The sequence below is a fragment of the Halovivax limisalsi genome (genome assembly GCF_023093535.1).
GTDB lineage: Archaea > Halobacteriota > Halobacteria > Halobacteriales > Natrialbaceae > Halovivax > Halovivax limisalsi.
In genome coordinates this window covers 556905-577238 of record NZ_CP095757.1, presented here as the reverse complement: position 1 = coordinate 577238, position 20334 = coordinate 556905, and the positions used below count along the sequence as shown (strand labels likewise).

The following is a 20334-nucleotide window of genomic DNA, read 5'->3' as shown; positions in this document are numbered from 1 at the left end:
TAAAGTTTTACCCGAGACCAGCGCACGGGTCGCATGGGTATTAGCATCCGGGATTCGTCGGTGTCGCCTACGTACCGGGGGAATCGAGTCGTCGCCATCGACGCCAGTCGCCGGGGTGCGATCGACCGACGCGTGCTCGGTGGTCACCGTGAGTGAGCGCGGCGACACGACCGTCCTGGAGGGACTGATCCTCTGCAGCGTCGTCTGCCTGCTCGTCGGATCGTTCGGACTGGCCGTCGCTGCGGCCGGTTCGTCGAACCACGGAGCGGGACTCGGCGACTCGTCCACCGCGGACGCAGGTTCGTACGACAGCGTCCAGACGGCTGATGATCGCACCGTACAGCGGACTGCCGGGGTCGAGGCCGGGCCGGTCAGCGTGGCACCGCCCCTCGCGTCTGCACCGGCCGTTCCGAACGAGACGCCGACGAAGCCGCCGGTGATGAGGGTCGGGAAGGCGGCAGCTAACGCAATCGACGGACGCTCAGTGGACATCCCGGCCGGTGGCGGCTTCGTCACCGTGCCGGCGGGTGACGGGGCGTCGGATCGGTTGACGTCAGTATTTTACCAGCCAGCACCCCCCTCCGCCGACTCGCCCCTGCTGTTCTCCGATACGATGCCCATCGAGGGCGTCGAAATCTACGGCGACGGTGGTACGGGGATCTCCGGTCAAGACGGGGTCTGGGAGAGTCAGCCGGTCGCTGACGGCGAGTACATACAGTACATGTCCTTCGAGGGATACCCCTACTTCGACTCACCGGGCTACCTCCGGGTGTATCGGTACGACGTGCCGAAGGCCCCGGCCTGGGTGCACACCTGGATGCCATGCGGGCGGTTCTACCAGGGCCCGAACGGGCTGTTCCCCCCGCCGCCGGAACCGCCGGAGGAGGACCACGGCGAGGACGACCCGAACGTCCCGGTCTGGGAGCCGGGTATCTCCATCACCCCCGAGAATCCGGAGGTCGGCGAACCGGTGACCATCTCGGGCTGCGATCCGTTCGTCGCGCTCGAGGACCACGAACTCGAGTGGGATCTCGACGACGGGACAGTACTCGCAGGCGAGGAAATCGTCCACGCGTTCGACGAGGCCGGCGTCTACGAGGTCGGCCCGCTGAAGGGCGAAGTCCACCGCGAGAACGTCACCGTCGGCGGCCTCGAGATCACGCGCGCGCTCCCCGACGCGTGGTTCACCGACGAGGTCGACGAGTACTATCAGGTGAAGACGCTCCACGATGATCGGACGCTCGACGGCGTCACGGTCGACGGCGTCGAAGCCGAGTCCATCGGAGAGAACGACTTCCGCGTCGCGATCGACCCGTTCGGCACGGGCGACGGTGACGCCAACGTGGACATCGTCGCCAAATACGAAGACGGCGAGACGTTCGAAACGACGACCGACGGGGCGATCTCGCGCGAACCAGACTGGATCGAGGGGTTCGACGAACTGTACGACGCCGAGCCCGGGTCGGGCGAGTGGTGCCCGCTCGAGGGGGACTGGCCCGACGGCGAAACCTGCGAACTTCGCCACGCAGACGCCTTCGACTGGCATCCCCACGAGGACGGATTCGTCTTCACCTGGGCCGGCATTCCGGGCGTTCCGGGCATCGAGGAGGGGCTGGAGGTCCGATTGACCGATCGAACGATCGTCGAGACCACCGTCCCGGACGGCGGAGTACGGGGCCAACGAGATCGGGGTGCCACCATCACCGTCGCCGGGCGGGGAATCGACGCGTCGGGGAGCGAGTCGCTCGACTTCGACGGCATCGACTTTCTCGGCGGCTCTCGCAACGAGAGCGCAGCAGTCAGCTGGTCACCGCCGTTTCTCAGCACCGGAGAGCGGTTCAAAGCGGCCGGGATCGGCGGCCTCGAGGTGAAGGTGACCGGCTCGCTCGGGCTGTCGGCGGTCGAGGTACTCGACGACGACTTCGGGCTGGTCGAACGGACGGAGGCGGCGACCGGGAACGCGAGTGGCCTCGCGGAACTGTCGGCGTTGGGCGCATCGGTAGACGCGGGCGCGTTCCTGGACATCGGCGTCGAGACCAGCCAGGAGCAACCGGTGTTCGTCGAGACGATCGCTCACGACGGTGCGGTGGGCGTCGAGGGATCGATCACGTTCTGGGGACTGTGGGAGGGCGAGTTCGAGTGCGGTGCCGAGTGGGCCGACACGTGGGACGTCGGTCCCGACGCGGCCGCACCCGCGCTCGACGGCAGTGGTTCGACCGGCTGGCGTGCTCCGACCAGTACCGACGATCCGTTCTACTGTGAGGGAGATCACTCCTGGGACAGCGCGACCGCGACCGGCGGGTCGGGCCTCGCGCTTCGCGACGCCCGCGGATCGACGGTGCTGCCGGGCGTGGGTTCGATCGACACCGAGTCGTCGACGTCCGACGGCGATGCGTCAGCCAGCACCACCGACACGGCGCTTTCGACCGCGGCGAGCGAGGAGGTGATCCGGCTGACCGATCGCCCGTTCGCAGACACTGAACCCTCGATCACCGAAACGCACGATGGGCACGCCGTCGCGTGGAGTCGCCTGTCCGACGACGCCGAGACTGCCGACGGACACGACGTCGTCGTCCGGGTGTACGACGAGGCGTCAGGCTGGGCCGAGCCGGTCGCGATCACGGCCGACGACCGCCACGACATCGAGCCGACGATCCGATCGGCCCCCGACTCGGACGAACTGCTGGCCGTCTGGACCAGGCTCGACGAACCGGTCGACGCGTTCGTCGATCCGGACGCTGCCGCCGCCGAATTCGAGATCGTGGCGAGCCAGTACGACGGGGACGCCTGGAGCCAGCCCGAGCCCCTCACCGAAAACGGGGCGCTGGACCGGGCACCCGTGCTCGAAGCGACCGCCGACGGCTGGGTCGTCGCCTGGCAGCACCACCCGAACTCGGATCGCCTCGACCTCGAAAACGCCTTGATCGAGTACCGGGTGCTCGATTCGAACGGGAGCGTCGAATCCGCAGGCGCGATCGAGAACGCCTCCCTGCCGGCCCTCGGCGCGGACTCGAACGGCACCGTCGAACTCGCCTCCTACGCGGCCGAGGACGGCCTGAACGCGGGTGCGATCACGTACGGAACGATCGACGACGACGGGTTCGACAGCGAGGGCGCACACGAGTACGCGATCGAAGAGTACGCCGCCCACGACGTCGGCGGCGGCGAACTCCTCTGGGCGCGCGGGGGCAACGAGAGTTACGTCCTCGAACGGGCGAACGCCAGTGGGGTCGATCGCCTCTCGACCGACGTCCGAATGGCGTCGATCGCGGACCTCTCGGTGACCGGCGACGGTGCCGACGCGGTCGCCACCTATCGCGGGACGCCCGAGGGCCAGACGTCCACCGACGTGTTCTACCGACGCGCCAGCGAGGGCGGCTGGAGCGGCGAGCGCCGGGTGACGACCGGCTTCGACGAGAACGCCTCGATCCTGCACGCCGACTCCATTTCGACGGGCGACGGACTCGCGTCCGTCTACACCCTTCGAGAGCCCAACGCGAACGGTCGCACCGACCTGTTCCAGTCGACCGTCGCGTTCACGCCGGCGCTCGACCTTGACGTCGACGGGCCCTCGAACGCCTCGGCCGGCGAGGCGGTCACGGTCGAGGCGACCGTCAGGAACGCCGGCGCCGTCGAGAGCGAGGCGACGTCGCTCGTCATCACAGACGGCGAGACCGTGCTCGTGACCGAACCGGTCGATCCGCTCGCGGCGAACGAGTCCCGCGACCTCCAGCTCGCGGTCACGGTGCCCGACGAGGGGCGCGTCGCGGTGAGCGTCGGCGGGAACGAATCGACCGCGTCGGAGTGGTACGCCCGGAACGCCTCGCTGCGCCTCGGTACCCCCGACCTGGCCGTCGCCAGCGTTGACGGACTCGTCTCGCCGGAGTCGGGCACGGTGACGAACGGGACCGTCTCGGTCGTCGTCGAGAATCGCGGCGGCGTCGACGCCGCCGGCGTGCCCGTTCGCGTTAGCGACGGCGACGAATGGAGCGTCGACGAGCGCATCGACGCGGTGCCGGCGGGCGAGCGAGTGACCGTCGACGTGGCGATCACGACCGACTCGTTCGACACGTCGGCGGTCGATCGGGTCCGGATCGATCCCGAAGAGACGCTCGGGCCGGCGGCGAGCCAGCCGCGCCGCGCCGACGTCGCGACGCGATTTTTCGCTCCAGAACTCGACGTTCACGAACCGATTCGGTACGAGGCGATCGAGCACTACAACGGGTCGACCGCGGCGACGGCGAGCGTCCTCGCGAGCAATCGCGGGCCGATCGACGCCGACGCGACGATCGAGGTGCGCGATCTCGAGACGGGCGAGGACCTCGGCTCCGCGGCGATCACGCTGCCGGCGCCGGCGAGCGGAACCATCACGTCCGATCGGCTCACCGTCGACCTCGCGGACGTCTCCGAGGGCCAGCGTCTCGAATTCGTCGTCCGCGACGACGCGACCGGCCGGCCGGCGGCGGTCGCGGTCGAGGAAGTCACGGCCGTCGAAACGACCGCGATCGCGTCGCTCTCGGTGACGGTCCGGAACGAGCACACGGGCGAGGCGGTCGAAAACGCGACCGTCGAGGTCCTCACTCACTCGCCCGACCCGACCCACCGGAGCGATTCGAACGGGACGGTCGCGCTCGACGTCCCCGGCGGGCCGCACGTGCTGTGGCTCTCGAAACCGGGGTACGAGCCCGTAGAGCGGTCCGTTCGATTCGCCAGCGCCGGGAGCGCGACCCTGAACGCGTCGCTCGCGCCGACGGTGGCGGTCACCGACGCGGTCGCGCCGGAACGCGTCGAACTCGGCGAGACCGTGCCGGTGACGGCCACGGTCGAAAACGAGGGGGCGACTCCGACGAGGACTCGGCTCGAGCTCCGGGCCGACGGGGCGGACGACGGCGGCCGAACGATCGACCTCGCGCCGAACGAGACGCGCGAGGTGACGATCGACGTCGCGGCACCCGAGAACCGATCGGCGGTGCTTTACGAGGTCGCCGCGGGCGGCTCGAGCGCTCGCGCGGTGACCGCCGTCGGCGTCGGGGCGAACGGGGTTGATGGACGGTACGACGGAGGAGCGTCGACTGACGGCAGCGTCGGCTCCGACGACCTCGCGATCGAATCGGTCGCGATTCCGGAGGGGCTCGGCGTCGGCGAAGCGCGAACGATCCAGGTGACGGCGTCGAACGCGGGTGCGGACCCGGCGGTCGGCGTCCCGGTGGTGCGCGTGACGGGCGAGTCGGTCGTCGACCGGCCGGTCGGCGCGGCAGTCGTCGACGTCGACCCCGGCGAGAACGCGACGGTGCCGATCGCGGTCGATCTGCCGAGCGCGGGCGGGGAATACGAGATCCGCGTCGACCTCGGAACCGAGTCGGTCGCGGTGAATCGACCGCTCACGGGCGCGGGGGAGCGGCGCTGGCGGGCGGCGACCGACGACGCGATCTGGTCGTCGCCGACGATCTATGCCGGGACGGTCTACGTCGGCTCGAACGACGGCGGCCTCTACGCGATCGACGAGGCGACCGGTGAACGGCGGTGGCGGACCGAAGTCGGCGGCTCCGTCAGCGCCTCGCCGGCCGCAGCTCCCGCGTCGGGGCACGTCTACGCCGGCGGCGCGGACGGCCTCTACGCGCTCGACGCCGAGACCGGCGAGGTCGAGTGGGTCCACGGGACCGAGTGGCCGGTCCTGTCCTCACCGACGGTCGAGGACGGAACGGTGTACGCGGCGTCGCAGGGCGTGCTCTACGCGCTCGACGCGGCCACCGGCGACGTCGTCTGGAGCGCCTACCCCGACGGCGGGACGGAATCGTCCCCGGTCGTGGTCGACGGCACGGTCTACGTGGGATCCTACGGCACGAACGAGGGCGAAGGGTACCTCCACGCGTTCGACGCCGCGGACGGCACCGAGCGCTGGCGTTCGAACCTGGGTGCACCGGTCACCGCCTCGCCGACCGTCGTCGGTGGGACCGCGTTCGTCGGTTCGTACGACGGCCACCTCTACGCGCTGGACGCGACGAGCGGCGAACGCGCCTGGCTGTTCGACACGGGCGGGGCGGTGTACTCGTCGCCGACGGTGGCCGACGGAACGGTCTACGTGGGGACGGGGTACGAGGACGGGGATCAGGGTGCCGTCTTCGCGCTCGACGCGGCGACCGGATCCCAGGCGTGGTCGACGGGCTTCGGCAAACAGGACGAGCTGTTCGTCTCCTCGCCGACCGTCGCCGACGGCATCGTCTACGTCGGCACGCAACGGCCCGCCGTCTACGCCTTCGACGCGGCGAGCGGGACGGAGCGATGGCGAGCGCCGACGAACGCGTCGACGTTCTCCTCGCCGACGGTCCACGACGGTACGCTCTACGTCGGCTCGATGGACGGCTCGCTCTACGCGATGAACGTCGCTGGAAATCGGTCGAGCGAGGGCTCGCGGGTCGAACAGGAGAGTCTGGGCCACGTCGTCACCGACGAACCGGACCCGGCCTTCGACGTCGAGATAGCCGAGACGAACGCGCCGGTCGAGGCCGGCGAGACGCTCTCGGTCGGCGTCGACGTCGCGAACGTCGGGGCCGCAGCCGGAACGGACCGCGTCGGGCTGTCCGTCGGCGGCGTCCAGCGCGATGACGCCGAACTCGGCCTCTCACCCGGCGAATCCCGCCGGATCGAGCTGGCGTGGGAGACCGACGAGGGCGACGACGGCGATCACACGGCGACCGTCGCGTCCAGTTCGGCCGTCGATACGCGGCCGGTGACGGTCACCCCGCCGCCGGCCGGCGAGTTCGAACTCGTCGCGGTCGAGGCCGAGACGCCGGTGACCGCGGGCGAGGCGGTCTCGGTCGCCGCGGAGGTCGCGAACGTCGGCACCGACGACGCGACGCGGAACGTGACGCTCGATGTCGCCGGAGAACGGGTTGATAGCGTCGAACGCACCCTCGCCCCGAACGAGACGGGGACCGTCGCCCTCACCTGGGAGACCGAACCCGGCGACGTCGGCACGCACGCCCTCTCCGTCGCGACCGACGGGTCGTCCGCCGCGGTGAACGTGACCGTCGAGGCGCCCGGGGACGGGCCCGACGTCCGCCTGACGAACGTGACGACGAACGAGCCGGTGACCGAGGGCGAGTACCTCGACGTGGTCGCCGAACTCGAGAACGTCGGCGACGCGGCCGCCACCCAGTCCGTCACGCTCGAGATCGACGGCGACGAGGTCGACGCGGTGACGGTCGATCTCGTGCCGAACGAATCCACAACCGAGACGCTTCGGTGGCCGACCGACTCGGGAGATGCCGGGACGTACCAGGCCCGCGTTTCGACTGCCAACCACTCCGCGACGCGGACCGTCACCGTCTCGCCATCATCGAGTGCCCACTTCCGAGTGACCGACGTGACGACGAACGCGCCGGTCGCGGCGGGTGAGTCCCTCGCGGTGACGGCGACGGTCGAGAACGTCGGCGGGGACGTCGGGACCCAGCCGATCGAACTCTCGAAGTTCGACGGAACGGTCGTCGACGCGACGAACATCACGCTCGCGGTCAGTGGCTGGGCGACGGTCGAGCTCCGCTGGGAGACCGACGCGACCGACGTCGGGACGGGCACCGTCACGGTCGCCAGCGACGACGACGCGAATTCGGCGACCGTCGAGATCGTCGACCCCGACGTCTGCGACCGCCCGGGTGACGTCGACGGCGACGGAGCGGTGACGTCGCTCGACGCGACGCTCACGCAGCGCCACATCGCCGGGTTCGAGCCCGATCCCTTCGAGGGTGCGTGCGCCGACCTGACCGACGACGGCACCGTCACGCCCGCCGACGTCACCGCGATCCACCAGTTGATCGTCGGGACCGACCGATCGTGATCGCTGGGTTGGCCGTTCGAATCGAGCCGCCGTCACGATCGTCCTCGGGCAGGTCGGGCCGCCCTAGTCGATCGGGTGCCAGCCCCGTGATCCCGATCCAGCGCCGCGAACCTGGCACTCGAGGTCGCCGGTCTCGGTCTCGCGGAGGGTGACGGCGACGTCGAACTGCCCCTTGATCGTGTTGACGGTTTGCTCCTCGTGCGTGTCGTCGTTCAGGGTGTAGATACCGAGCCCGTCCGTCTCGCTCACGCGGTTGGTGTAGATGTGGAGGAACTTGAACACCGTGTTGATGTCGATGTACTGCAGGAGCGTCGAGACGGAGATGAGGCCGTAGCGGATGTCCGAGATGCCCTGGCGGTTGAACTGCTTGAAGAGCTTCGCCGTTCCGATGCTGATGCCGGTCAGGTCGCCCGGCGAGGGGACGGATTCCGTCATCTGCTCGATCGCGGACCGGCTCTCCGATCCCGAGCAGTCCACGACGCCGATTCGGTCCTCTTCGAGCGAGGGGACGTAGCGCTTCAGGTCGTCGTAGATCCGCTTCGTTCGCGTCGTCGTGATACAGAGGATACCTTCACCGTCCTCGTACCCCGCTGCAAGCAGTTCGAGCGCGAGTGAGCGCTTCCCGCTCATCGACGGCCCCACTACGACCACGTTCGTCCCCGGGTCGAGTGTATCGATCGTCTCCGCCGGCAACACCTCGGAGACGGCGTAGCCCGTCACGAGGCCGTCAGACTTCTCCGTCATTCCCCTGCCCCCGAGTCGTCGGGTACTGCGTCGTCAATCGGTCGGTCGGCGGCGTCACCGTCTGCGCTATCCGGCGGGGTTGCTCCCGATTCGATCTCGCGAACGGCCCCGACGAAGTCGACCTCGTCGTCCATGTCGCCGAGTCCGTCGTCCACGTCCGCCCGTTTTGATTCGATCCGTTCGAGCAGCTCCGCGTACTCCTCGCTCTCGTCGAGCGCTTCGGCCGTTTTCTCCGCTTCGAGCGCGCTGCGACGTTCCATCAGCGAGTGGTACTCCCGGAGTTCGTCGCTGGCCGACGCCCGGGAGAGCAGCTTCGAGACCGTCTCGCGCAGGCCCTCCCGCGTGGGCGGTTTCGTGACGTAGGCGTCGAAGCCCATCTCGACGACGTCGAAGTCAGGTTCGACGGCCGTCACCATCGCGACGCGACAGTCGATCCCGCGTTCGCGGAGCTCCTGGAGGACCTCCGCGCCGGAGTACTCCGGCATCATCCGATCGAGGAGGACGACGTCGACGTCGTCGTCGACCACCTCGAGCGCCTCGGCCCCGTCGTGCGCGCGCCTGATCTCGTACTCGCCGTCCAGCCAGAGTTCGTAGCTCTCCGCGACGGCCGGCTCGTCCTCGACGATGGCGACGACCGGGGGGTCCGTGCCAGTCATGCTAATTCCTCACATCCTCCGTTCCGGGACGCCTTGGAAGTTTGGTTCGCGCGAGTCGACGCCCGCCGCCGGGTCGCCCGGCCGATCGGACGACGGATCGTCGGCTCCGTTCCGGACGGTGCGAACGGCGATGGCCGTGCCTCATGGACGTCCCTCCGCAGTCGCGGGCGGGAGTTCGAGGACGAATCGGGCCCCCTCTCTGTCGGCGTCTTCCACCCAGACGTCGCCACCGTACTTCTCGACCATCACGTCGACGAAGAAGAGGCCGAAGCCGGAGCCGGTCTCCTTGGCGTGGGAGGTTTCGCCGCGCCGGAAGATCGATTCCTTGCGACCGTCGTCGACGCCGCGTCCGTCGTCGGTGATCTCGATGCGCACTCGATCGCCTGTGGCTTCCGCGGTCACCTCGATCGAGAGGTCGTCGGTGTCGTTGTGTTCGATGCTATTGAGCAGGATGTTGCCGAGCACTTCCGACAACAGCTCGTCGGCCCGGACTTCGAGACCGGGCGCGACGTCCGATGCGAACGTCATCTCCGGATGTGCGGTTTCGAGTTCGGACAGTTTTCGATCGAGAATGGCGGAGACGTCGACCTCGTCGAGGTCGAGGCGCTCTTCGGGCGTGGTGAGCGTCTCGATAACGCGCTGGACTCGCTTCGTGACCTCGGTCGTCGTCGTACACCAGTCGACGACCGTCTGGGCGTGGCGTCCCAGCTCTCCGTCGAGCTCGGCGGCCAGGATCTCGCCGCGGGCGCCGATGACGGTCATGCCGTTCAACACGTCGTGGCGCAGGATGGAGTTGAAGAACTCCAGCTGCTCGCGCTGGCGTTCGAGTTCCGTGACGTCCATCGAGATGCCGATGACGCTCGTCACCTCACCGTCTTCGACGACGGGCCGGTACTGGGTTTGAAAGTGATTCCCGTCGACCTCGAGCGTGAGCGACAGTTCCTCGCCGTCGAGCGCCCGTTCGACGGCCCTGGTGAGTTCCGGCTGGTCGGCGTACAGATCGAGGACGGAGCGCCCGACGAGGTCCCCGGACTGGAGGTCGAGCGTCTCCAGGCCCTTGCCCCGACACTGGAGGAAGATTCCGTCGGTATCGATCTCGTAGTAGACGAGCGGCATCGTATCGAGGACCATCGACAGTTTCTCCTTGCGCTCCGTGATGTCCCTGGAGATGGCCGCGATCCCGTCCTCGTAGGGGTAGGCCTGCACGTCCGCCCAGAAGCCGTACTCCTCGGCGTGGTACTCGCACGAGGCCGGTTCGCCCGCCTCCATGACCGAGCGGAACATCTCCTCGAGCGCCGTCCCTTCGATCGCGGGAAACTGCTCCCAGACGCCCGTGCCGACGATCTCTTCGGGCGCGGTGTCGAATCGGTCCGCCAGCACCTCGTTGCAGTACGTGAACGTCCAGTCGGAATCGAAGGTGTAGTAGGCCTCGGGGAGCCGATCGACGAGTTCGCGATACTGCTGCTGTTTGCGCGCCAGCGCCTCCTCCTTCGCTTTGTGTTCCGAAATGTCGGTGACGATGCCGACGATCCGCTTTCCGCCCGATCGATTCTCGCGAATTTCGCCGCGGGCGTACACCCAGCGCTCTTCAGCGTCGTCGCGCTGGATCCGATACTCGATCTGGAAGATCTCGTCGCGCTCGATGGCCCGCTCGATCGCCGCCTCCACGTTCGGCAAGTCGTCGGGCTTGACGCGGTCGGCGAACGCCTCGAACGTTCCCTCGAACGTCCCCGGTTCGAGGCCGAACAGCCGCTCCATCGATTCGGTCCAGACCACGTCGTCGGTCTCCATGTCCCACTCCCAGACGCCCGTGTTCGTGCCCGCCAGCGCGACTTCGAGGCGCTGGGTCGCCTCGTCACCGGGTTCATCCGCCGACGACTGGACCGACCGAGGCCGAAGCGTCGCCCGGATCGAATCGATCCCGCTCGAGTCGAACGGCGCGAGTTCGAGTTCGGCCGGTCGGCCACTCCCGTCACCGGACGCCAGTTCGAACTCGACGATTCGCGATTCGCCACGACGGGCCGCATCGAGGCCCGCCACAATCAGCTCCCGATCGAGTGAGAGATCATCGACCGCGTGCTCGACGACCGTCACACCCTCGAGCTGCGTCGGTTCGGTCCGTACCAGGTCCGCATACCGAGAGTTGACGCGCTCGTACCGGCCCGTCTCCGGGTCGAGTATCGCGATCGCCTCGTCCAGTTCCTCGAAGAGCGCTCGAAAGACCGCAGATTTTGCCATGGGGGTCTATCTCTATATTGAAAGACAGTCACGACATTAGTAGCTAGGGGCCCGAAACAGCATTATATTCCACAGTTTGCCGGTTTGAAAGGCAGTACGGGTCCGGCGAGGAAGTTATTTGACGAAACATTGCTTGACATTCAAGGTCGCAAGCATCGCCGAGCGAGTGGTTCCAAGAAGGCACGGTTCGACGCGATCGAAGTGAGCGAGAACCGCGAGTAAACGAGCGGTGAAACCGCGAGTCCGAGCGATTGCGTTCTCCGTGAACGAGGCCGAAGGCCGAGTGAGCGGGCCGACGACGATGTGACGGGCGCTACGCGCCCGGAACGGAAGGAGGAGTGCTTTTCATCGAAGTTTTCCCGAGGGCGCGGCTTGCCGCGCCCGCAGCGGAAAAGTTCGGTTTACATCATGCCGCCCATGCCGCCGCCCATGCCGCCCATGCCGCCGCCCATTCCGCCCGGGCCGCCGGCCGGCATGTCCTCGCCCTCGTCGTCGTCGGAGACGGCGAGGTCGCCCGCGGCGATGACGTCGTCGATGCGCAGCAGCATGACGGCCGCCTCGGTCGCGGAGTCGATGGCCTGGGTCTTGATGCGAAGCGGTTCGTAGACGCCCTCGGCCTCCATGTCGATGGTGTCGCCGGTGAAAGCGTCGAGTCCGGCGCCGGTCTCGCCGGCGTCGTGGTCGCTGCGGAGTTCGACCAGCGAGTCGATGGGGTCGAGGCCGGCGTTCTCCGCGAGGGTGCGCGGGATGACCTCGAGCGCGTCGGCGAAGGCCTCGACGGCGAGCTGCTCGCGGCCGCCGACGGAGTCAGCGTAGTCGCGCAGCGCGAGCGAGAGCGTAACTTCGGGCGCGCCGCCGCCGGGGAGGACCTTGCCGTCCTCGATCGTCGTGCGGACCACGCCGATGGAGTCCTCGATGGCGCGGTCGACCTCGTCGATGACGTGCTCGGTGCCGCCGCGGAGGATGAGGGTGACGGCCTTGGCGTCGTCGACGTCCTCGATGAAGATGTGGTCGTCGCCGCCGACGTCGCGCTGGGCGACGTTACCGGCGAAGCCGAGGTGGTCCCGGGTGATGTCCTCGACGTTCGAGACCGGCGTGGCGCCCGTCGCGCGGGCGATGCGACTCGCGTCGGAGTCCTTCACGCGGCGGACCGCGAGGATGCCCTCCTGGGCGAGGTAGTGCTGGGCCATGTCGTCGATGCCCTTGTCGACGAAGACGGCGTCGGCGCCGACGTCGACGAGCTCGTCGACCATCTCCTTGAGCTGGGCCTCCTCCTGCTCGATGAACTGCTGGAGCTGGTCGGGGTCGGTGACGTTGACCTCGGCGTCGATCTCGGTCTCCTTGACCTCGAGGGCGCCGTCGACGATGGCCACGTTGGCGTCCTCGACGAAGTACGGCATGTTGTCGGAGACGCGGTCCTTGCTGATGAGGACGCCCTCGACGAGCTCGGAGTCCTCGATGGCGCCGCCGACGACCTTCTCGACGGAGACGTTGTCGGTGTCGATGCCGTCCTCGTCGGCGACGGTGCGGACGGCGCGGACGACGAGTTCGGCCAGCAGGTCGCGGGAGTTCTCCGCGCCCTTGCCGGTCATCGCGGTGGCGGCGATCTGCTTCAGGATCTCCTCGTCGTCGGCGTCGACGTCGATGGCGACGTCCTCGAGGACCTCGTTGGCCTCCTGGGCGGCCTGGCGGTACCCCTGCGCGACCGTGGTCGCGTGGATGTCCTGGTCGAGGAGGTCCTCGGCGCGTTTGAGGAGTTCACCCGCGACGACGACGGCGGAGGTGGTGCCGTCGCCGACCTCGTCCTCCTGAGTCTCGGCGACGTCGACGATCATGTCGGCGGCCGGGTGGTCGATCTCCATCTCCGTCAGGAGCGTGACGCCGTCGTTCGTGACGACGACGGAGCCGCCCGAATCGACGAGCATCTTGTCCATCCCTTTCGGGCCGAGCGTGGTGCGGACCGTCTCCGCGACGGCCGTCCCGGCCTGGATGTTCATCGACTGCGCGTCCTTGCCAGAGGTTCGCTGGCTGTCCTCGGAAAGTACGATGAGGGGCTGGTTGCCCATCTGCTGTTGAGCCATAGTCACTCGAAGGATTGATTGTGATTCTATATAAATCTAATGATCGCGGCGGAGCCGATTCGACACCCGGTGGCCCGCCCACGGAATGTGTCAGCGGTTGGCATAGCGGAGTTTATAACGGTCGATGCCCCGAACGCGGGTCGGTCGAATCAACACCACCCACCCAGAAGCGCCGGCGCTTCTGGTGCGGGCGTATTCTCCCCTCCTGTCAGACTGTTTGTAGCCGTTCAGACCGTTGCGTTCCTCACCGGCGGGCCATTTGCTGGCCACGGGTAACGTGATATAAGTCCTGAAATAGCAAAATCCAAACTATTAAGGGAGCGAATAATGTTCCGATATGTGTGAGTTCAATATCCAAACATTTGTTGCGGGGAATAGTCATTGCAGTCCTCTGTTCCGGGCTCGTGATCGGCAGCAGTGGTCTGGCCGTTGGGACGGGTTCGTATTCGGACGCTACGGCGGTGGAATTGTCCACCGACGAGCATCCGGCGTCGGCGATTGCTCAGCCTGAATCCACCGAGCCAGTTGCGTCGTCAGTAGAACGACAACGCAAGAATGCCGCGACTGAGCGCACTGTACGAGCCGACCGACGGCAGACGGCTTCCGAACCAGCCAGGACACCGTCGACACGGTTTGGTGGAAGCGACCACAGACTGCTGGATAGCTCCACCGCAGTGGAGCGGGCCAGAAACGGCGAGAACGATTCGAGTTTTGAGCGCTCCACCGAACAGGATCGAGAGTTGTGGCGATTCGAAACGGGTGACAAGATCCAATCATCACCCACAATCGTAGACGGCACCGTCTACATCGGAAGTTATGACAACTACATCTACGCACTTGATGCCACAACGGGAGCCCAGAAGTGGGCCTACCAGACCGACGGGGACGTATATTCGTCGCCGACGGTTGTAGACGATACTGTCTACGTCGGAAATTTTCCCGACATCTACGCCCTCGATGCCACAACGGGGGCGCCGAAATGGACCTACCAGACCGACGGCTTTGTGCTGTCATCGCCGACGATCGCAAACGGCACCGTCTACGTCGGTTCGCTCGACGGGTCCGTCTACGCACTCGACGCCACGACAGGGGCCCAGAAATGGTCCTTCCAGACCAACCAGAGCGTAACCTCGTCCCCGACGGTGGTTGATGGCACAACCTTCGTCGGTTCACTTGACGGGTCCGTCTACGCACTCGACGCCACAACGGGGGCCCAGAAGTGGGCCTACCTGACTGACGGGTCTGTGGAATCGTCGCCGACGGTCGCAAACGGTACCGTCTACGTTGGAAGTCATGACAACTCCCTCTACGCGCTCGATGCCACAACTGGGGACCAAAAGTGGACCTACCAGACCGATAGGAACGTGGAATCGTCGCCGACGGTCGCAAACGGTACCGTCTACGTTGGAAGTTATGACAACTCCCTCTACGCGCTCGATGCCACAACTGGGGCCCAAAAGTGGACCTACCAGACCGATAGGAACGTGGAATCGTCGCCGACGGTCGCAGGTGGAACCGTCTACGTCGGAAGTGATGACCATTCCCTCTACGCACTCGATGCCACGACAGGGGCCCAGAAGTGGGCCTACCAGACCGACGGGGACGTATATTCGTCGCCGACGGTCGCGGACGGGACCGTCTACGTCGGAAGTCATGACGGCTCCCTCTACGCGCTCGATGCCGATACTGAGGGATCGAGCGATGGTTCGCGCGTAACACTACGAACGCTCGGACATCACGACAGGGACACACAGTCCGATCCGCTCCAGGGGACCGTCTTCGACGCGGCCGGCAACCCGCTCGATGGCGCAGAAATTACCCTCGAATCGCGGGGGACCACGGAACGGGCGTCGATAGTTACCGGCAAGGATGGCCGGTGGAGCGCCGATCCGAATCCCGGCCGCTATCGAATAAGTGCCGAATACGGCGACCGGACCCGCTCTCGGGTAGTCGATTTCGACGGCTCGGACACTCGGACGACCCACACGTTCTCCTGTTCCGGCGAGGCCATACGGACCACGACCGACCAGTACGAGGTTTTCGAGCCGATCACCTTCACCTCGTGTGCCGATTCCGGCGCCGAGACCGTCTCCTGGGACTTCGGGGATTCCACTGCGGCGAGCGGCGAGACGGTGTCGCACACGTACGAGGAGCCCGGCACGTACACCGTCACGGCGACCGTCGACGGCGAATCGTCCGAGATCGACATCGCGGTCGAGGATTCGACGCTGTCCATCGTCAGCGTCGAGGACATGTTCGACGGCACGTACGTCGACGGCTTCGGGCTCGAAAACGCCTGGGAGATCCGCACCCAGTCGGCCGGGGAGGTAGAATCGGTCACCGTCGAGGTCGGCGGCAGGACGTTCGAGGCATCGCAGGACGCGGACGACCCCGATCGCTGGGTGACGGACACGCACTCGCTCTCGTACCTCACCAATCAGGGGTCCAGTCACGCCGTCACCGTCACCGCGACCAGCGTCGGCGGCAATTCGGTCACCGAACAGCTGTATTTGCGATCGCACGGGTCGCCCCAGTGGCTGTCCTGGGTGCTGAACGCGGGCGGCGACCTGGTCGAGCGCGATCACGAGAACGTCTTTACCGATCCCAACGCCAGGGTCACCGTCGATATATTCAACGTCACTGTCGTCGATTTCGACGAACACGCGAACGTGCTCGGGTCGCTGACGCCGTGGAACTGCGAGTTCTGCGCGAACCTCGAAATCAGGACGAACGCAGAGTACCGCTTCCCGAGCCACGAATGGGCCCTCGGCCCAACGTTCGAATCCGACGCGGAAGTCAGCGGGGTCGCCATCATGGCCGAATCCAACCCGCGAATCGTCACCGATCCCAGATTGCGATTCCAGTCCGCGTCGATCCCGATCGATGGCAAGGGCGGTCGCACGTTCGAGTTCGGAGTCGACTTCCCGGTCGTCGGCCACCAGGGAATCGAGGTGTTCACTGGCGGTCTCTTCGGACTCGAGGTCGGCAAGGAGCGCGGCGAGCAGTTCGACCTGCAGGATCTGTACGCTGGGGCCGAACTCAACGGCGAAATCGAGTTCGACGCCAGCGTCGTCACGGTTTCGGCCACGGGGGTCGGAACCGGGACGGTCTCGCCGGACATCTTCGATCGCGATCCCGACGAGATCGTTTCGGGCGACATCGACCTCGGCGTCAGTGGCACGGTCGCCGGGCCGTTCTTCGAAATGGGGGTCGACGTCACGCTGCTCTCGGAATCGTACAGCTATCCGGCCGACGTGAACGCCCCGCGGGGAATCGTCACGGACGAAACCGGGTGGAAAATCAAAGAGCCGATGGGAACTGCGCCGGTCCCCGACCTTCCGACCGTCGACGAGGGAGGGGGAGCCATCGACGAACGAACCCCGACGGTCGCCGACACATCCACCGATCTCGATCGCTTGACGAATCGGCCGTACGACGATACGGAGCCGTCGATCACGAATACCGTCGACGGCAAAGTCGTCGTCTGGAGCTCCCACCACGAGAACAAGTCGATCGAAGCCGGCAACGACCTCGTGTTCCGCACCCACGACGGGTCGAGCTGGAGCGAACCCGCCCGGATCACCGACGACCAGCGTCACGATGGAACGCCCGCCGTCGCCAGCAGTACTGACGGCTCCGAATCGCTGGCGGCCTGGAAGCGAGTGACGGCAAACGTCAGCGAGGAAGGCTTCTCCTCGCCAGAAGACACGTTCCCGCACTACGAGATCGCCTTCTCGCACTACGACGGCGAATCCTGGTCCGACCTGGACGTGGTGACCGACGGCGACGCCTTGCGATTCGAACCCGTCGTCGCCGGTGGCGAGGGCCCGTCGGGCGACGACCGGTGGCTCGTCGCCTGGGAGGCGGACGCCGACGCGAATACGAGTACCGTCGCGGATCGATCCGTCGAGTACGCGCTCACCGACGGCGACGCGATCGTCGAACGCGGCGAGATCGCAGACGCGACAGATCCCGCGGTTGGCACCGGTCCGGGCGGCTTCGACCTGGCCTACGTCGAACGCAACGCGAGCACCGAATCGTCGCCTCCGGAGGCGATCGTCCACGGAACCGTCGCGGGTGACGGGTTCGAGGAGGACGAGCGCCACGGTCTCACCTCCTACGTGGATCACGCGACCGACGCCGGCGAGGTCGCCTGGGTCACGGGGAACACCACCGATCCGACGCTTCACTACGACGACGGAACGGGTCCGGGAGTCGACTCCTTCGCAGCCAACATCTCCAACGTGGACGAACTCTCGCTCTCGGTCGACGACGGAACCACACTGCTCACCTACCGCGGCCGACCGGAACACCAGGACCGGCGCGATCTCGTCTACCGCGTCGCCCAGGACGGCGAGTGGGCGAGCGATCAACGCATCGCCGGCGGCGCCGAGAACAATCTCACGCTCTGGCACACCGATGCGGCGCTCGGAACGGACGGGTTCTCGCTCGCCTACGCGGCCAAGGAGTTCGGTAACGAAAGTCGCGACGACGTGTTCGTCGCCGATCGTACGTTCGCCCCCACCTACGACGTGACCGCCGACGGGCCCGACGATGCGCCGCCGGGTGAATCGATCCAGATCGACTACACGGTCACCAACGCGGGCGCTGCGGACGGCGAAAACCCGCTACAGGTCGTCCTGTCGAACGCGACGACCGACCTCGATACGCAGGCCGTCGGCCCGCTCGGCGTCAACGAGACCGCCTCGGGCACGTTCGAAACCGTCGCCGACCAAGGAGGTCAGTACGAAATCTCACTGGAGAGCGACGGGCAGCAATCCGCTGCGGTCGCCGAACCCGACGAGGAGTGGCTCTCGACGAACGACTCCGTGACGACTGGGACCGCGAACCTCTCGATCACCGGCGTGACGGCGAGCGTCGCGGACGGCGAGACCGAGATAACGGACGGGCACGCCGAACGCGCGGTCGGTTCGGCCGCCAACGGAACGGTCGCGGTGACGATCGAGAACACCGGCACCGCCGCGGCGACGGACGTGCCCCTGACCGTCGACGACGGAACCGGGCCAGTCGCGAACGTGACCGTCGATCGCGTCCCCGCCAACGAGTCGGTCACGACCGAAGCAGTGGTCGATCTCGCCGAACTGAATCACTCGCTCGCGGACGCGGTCGTCCTCGATCCCGACCGCGAACTCGCGCACGCGACGTTCGGTGAGCGAACCTACAGCACCGAGTTCTTCGACGCGAATCTCGCGATCGACGGGCCGGTCCGCTACGTCGAGGACGGGCACGACGTCGTCGCCACGGTCGACGTCTCGAACCGCGGACCGATCGGGACGACGGCGACGATCCGCGCGCTCGAAGCGAACCCGACCGGCAACGAGAGCGTCGAGTACGCCAGTGCGACCGTCGATCTGTCGGGCACGGCCGCGAACGAGTCCACCTTCGAGTCGGTTGCGCTCACGCTCGACGGCGATCTCGAGGGGTATCCCGTCCAGTTCGTCGCCGAGGGGGACGTGACCGAGGCCGATCGATCGACGATCGGCTACGAGGACGAGGTCGGCCCGATCGTGCCCGAGCGCGGGCCCGTGTCGGTCAGCGTCACCGACGAGACGGGCGCGCCGATCGAGAACGCGACGGTCCTCGTCGACGGCCAAGGGACGCGAACCGATGCAAGCGGCAACGCGACCTACGACGCCCGGACCGGCAACCGGACGCTCAGCGTGGTCGCGCCGGGGTACGCCGAGTCGACGCGCGCCATCTCGATCGATCCGGACGAACCCACGTCGCTGTCGGTCGAACTCGCCGTCGACGTGGCGCTGGTCTCGATCGACGCGCCGGAAACGGCCACTGCCGGGCAGCAGACCGTCGTGAACGCGACGCTCTCGAATCCGAGTCAGACCGACGCGACCGAACCGGTCTCGCTCGCGATCGAGGGTGGCGTGGTCGACAACGCGACGGTCGCGCTCGACGCCGGGACGAACGAAACGGTCGCACTCTCCTGGACGCCGACCGACGCCGACGTCGGAACGGTCGACGCCACCGTCGAAACCAGCACCGAGTCGGTGACCGAGCCGATCACGGTCGAGGAGCCGCCGACCCTCGAAATCGAGATCCTCGAGACGAACTCGCCCGTGACCGCGGGCGAGGATCTCGTCGTGGACGTGCAAGTCGAAGCCGTGGGCAACGAAACCCAGGTTCGAGCTGAGACGATCGCCCAGCAGATCGAACTCGCGGACTTCGACGGGACGGTCGTCGACACCGCGACCGTCGACCTCGAACCGGGGAACGCGACCCAGCGCGAACTCGTCTGGCAAACCGAAGCTGGGGATGGCGGAACGGGTAACGTCACCGTCACAAGCGACGACGATTCGGCCACCGCCGCGGTCGAAATCGGCGCTGCCGGCTGTACGCTCCCGGGCGACGTCGACGGCGACGGCCAGGTCACCTCGCTCGACGCGACCAAAACTCAAAAGCACGTCGCCGGCCTCGACCCCGAACCCTTCGACGAGGACTGTGCGGACGTGAACGGAGACGGCCAGATCACGCCGGCGGACGTCACCGCGATTCACCAGGCCATCGTCGGGGCCCGCCACTGAGAACGCCACTGCCGTCCACCGGCGACGTGTGGTCGATCGCCTCGGGTGCCGTCTCACTCCGCTCCGACACCTCTCCCGGTCGCACTCGTCCAGACACCGTTCGCCTCCCGCTCGAAGGACGCCGTCCGCGTTAGGAAGGGCCGATATAATCGCTCAATTATAGGGTAGTATCAATATCTAATCGTGGAAAATCAGATTCGTAAGTTGTAAATAGATTATCT

6 protein-coding genes are annotated in these 20334 nt (G+C 66.9%); 2 read left to right on the top strand and 4 right to left on the bottom strand.

Annotation, left to right across the window (positions count from 1 at the left end):
- Positions 1-148: 148 nt before the first annotated feature.
- Positions 149-7837: an outer membrane protein assembly factor BamB family protein gene (locus tag MXA07_RS02435; RefSeq protein ID WP_247730467.1), complete on the top strand. Its 7689-nt coding sequence runs from the start codon at positions 149-151 to the stop codon at positions 7835-7837.
- A gap of 63 nt (positions 7838-7900) precedes the next feature.
- On the opposite strand, the gene MXA07_RS02430 is transcribed toward MXA07_RS02435, so the two are convergent.
- The 4 genes from MXA07_RS02430 to thsA all read right to left on the bottom strand — a co-directional run bounded on the left by MXA07_RS02430 (position 7901) and on the right by thsA (position 13541).
- Positions 7901-8581, bottom strand: coding sequence for an RAD55 family ATPase (locus MXA07_RS02430; RefSeq protein ID WP_247730466.1), 681 nt, complete (start codon positions 8579-8581; stop codon positions 7901-7903).
- Positions 8578-9237 carry a response regulator gene (locus tag MXA07_RS02425; protein ID WP_247730465.1) on the bottom strand — a complete coding sequence of 220 codons (660 nt, stop codon included), beginning with the start codon at positions 9235-9237 and terminating at the stop codon, positions 8578-8580. Before MXA07_RS02425 ends, MXA07_RS02430 begins: the two co-directional genes overlap by 4 nt.
- A gap of 141 nt (positions 9238-9378) precedes the next feature.
- Positions 9379-11475 carry a PAS domain-containing protein gene (locus MXA07_RS02420; RefSeq protein WP_247730464.1) on the bottom strand — a complete coding sequence of 699 codons (2097 nt, stop codon included), beginning with the start codon at positions 11473-11475 and terminating at the stop codon, positions 9379-9381.
- Positions 11476-11876: 401 nt separating this feature from the next.
- The gene (gene thsA / locus MXA07_RS02415; protein ID WP_247731693.1) at positions 11877-13541 is read right to left on the bottom strand and encodes a thermosome subunit alpha; all 1665 of its coding nucleotides are present in this window, start codon (positions 13539-13541) and stop codon (positions 11877-11879) included.
- Between the two features lie 356 nt (positions 13542-13897).
- Between thsA and MXA07_RS02410 the strand changes: the two genes are divergently transcribed.
- Positions 13898-20113, top strand: coding sequence for a beta-alanine-activating enzyme beta-propeller domain-containing protein (locus tag MXA07_RS02410; protein ID WP_425492187.1), 6216 nt, complete (start codon positions 13898-13900; stop codon positions 20111-20113).
- Positions 20114-20334: the final 221 nt, after the last annotated feature.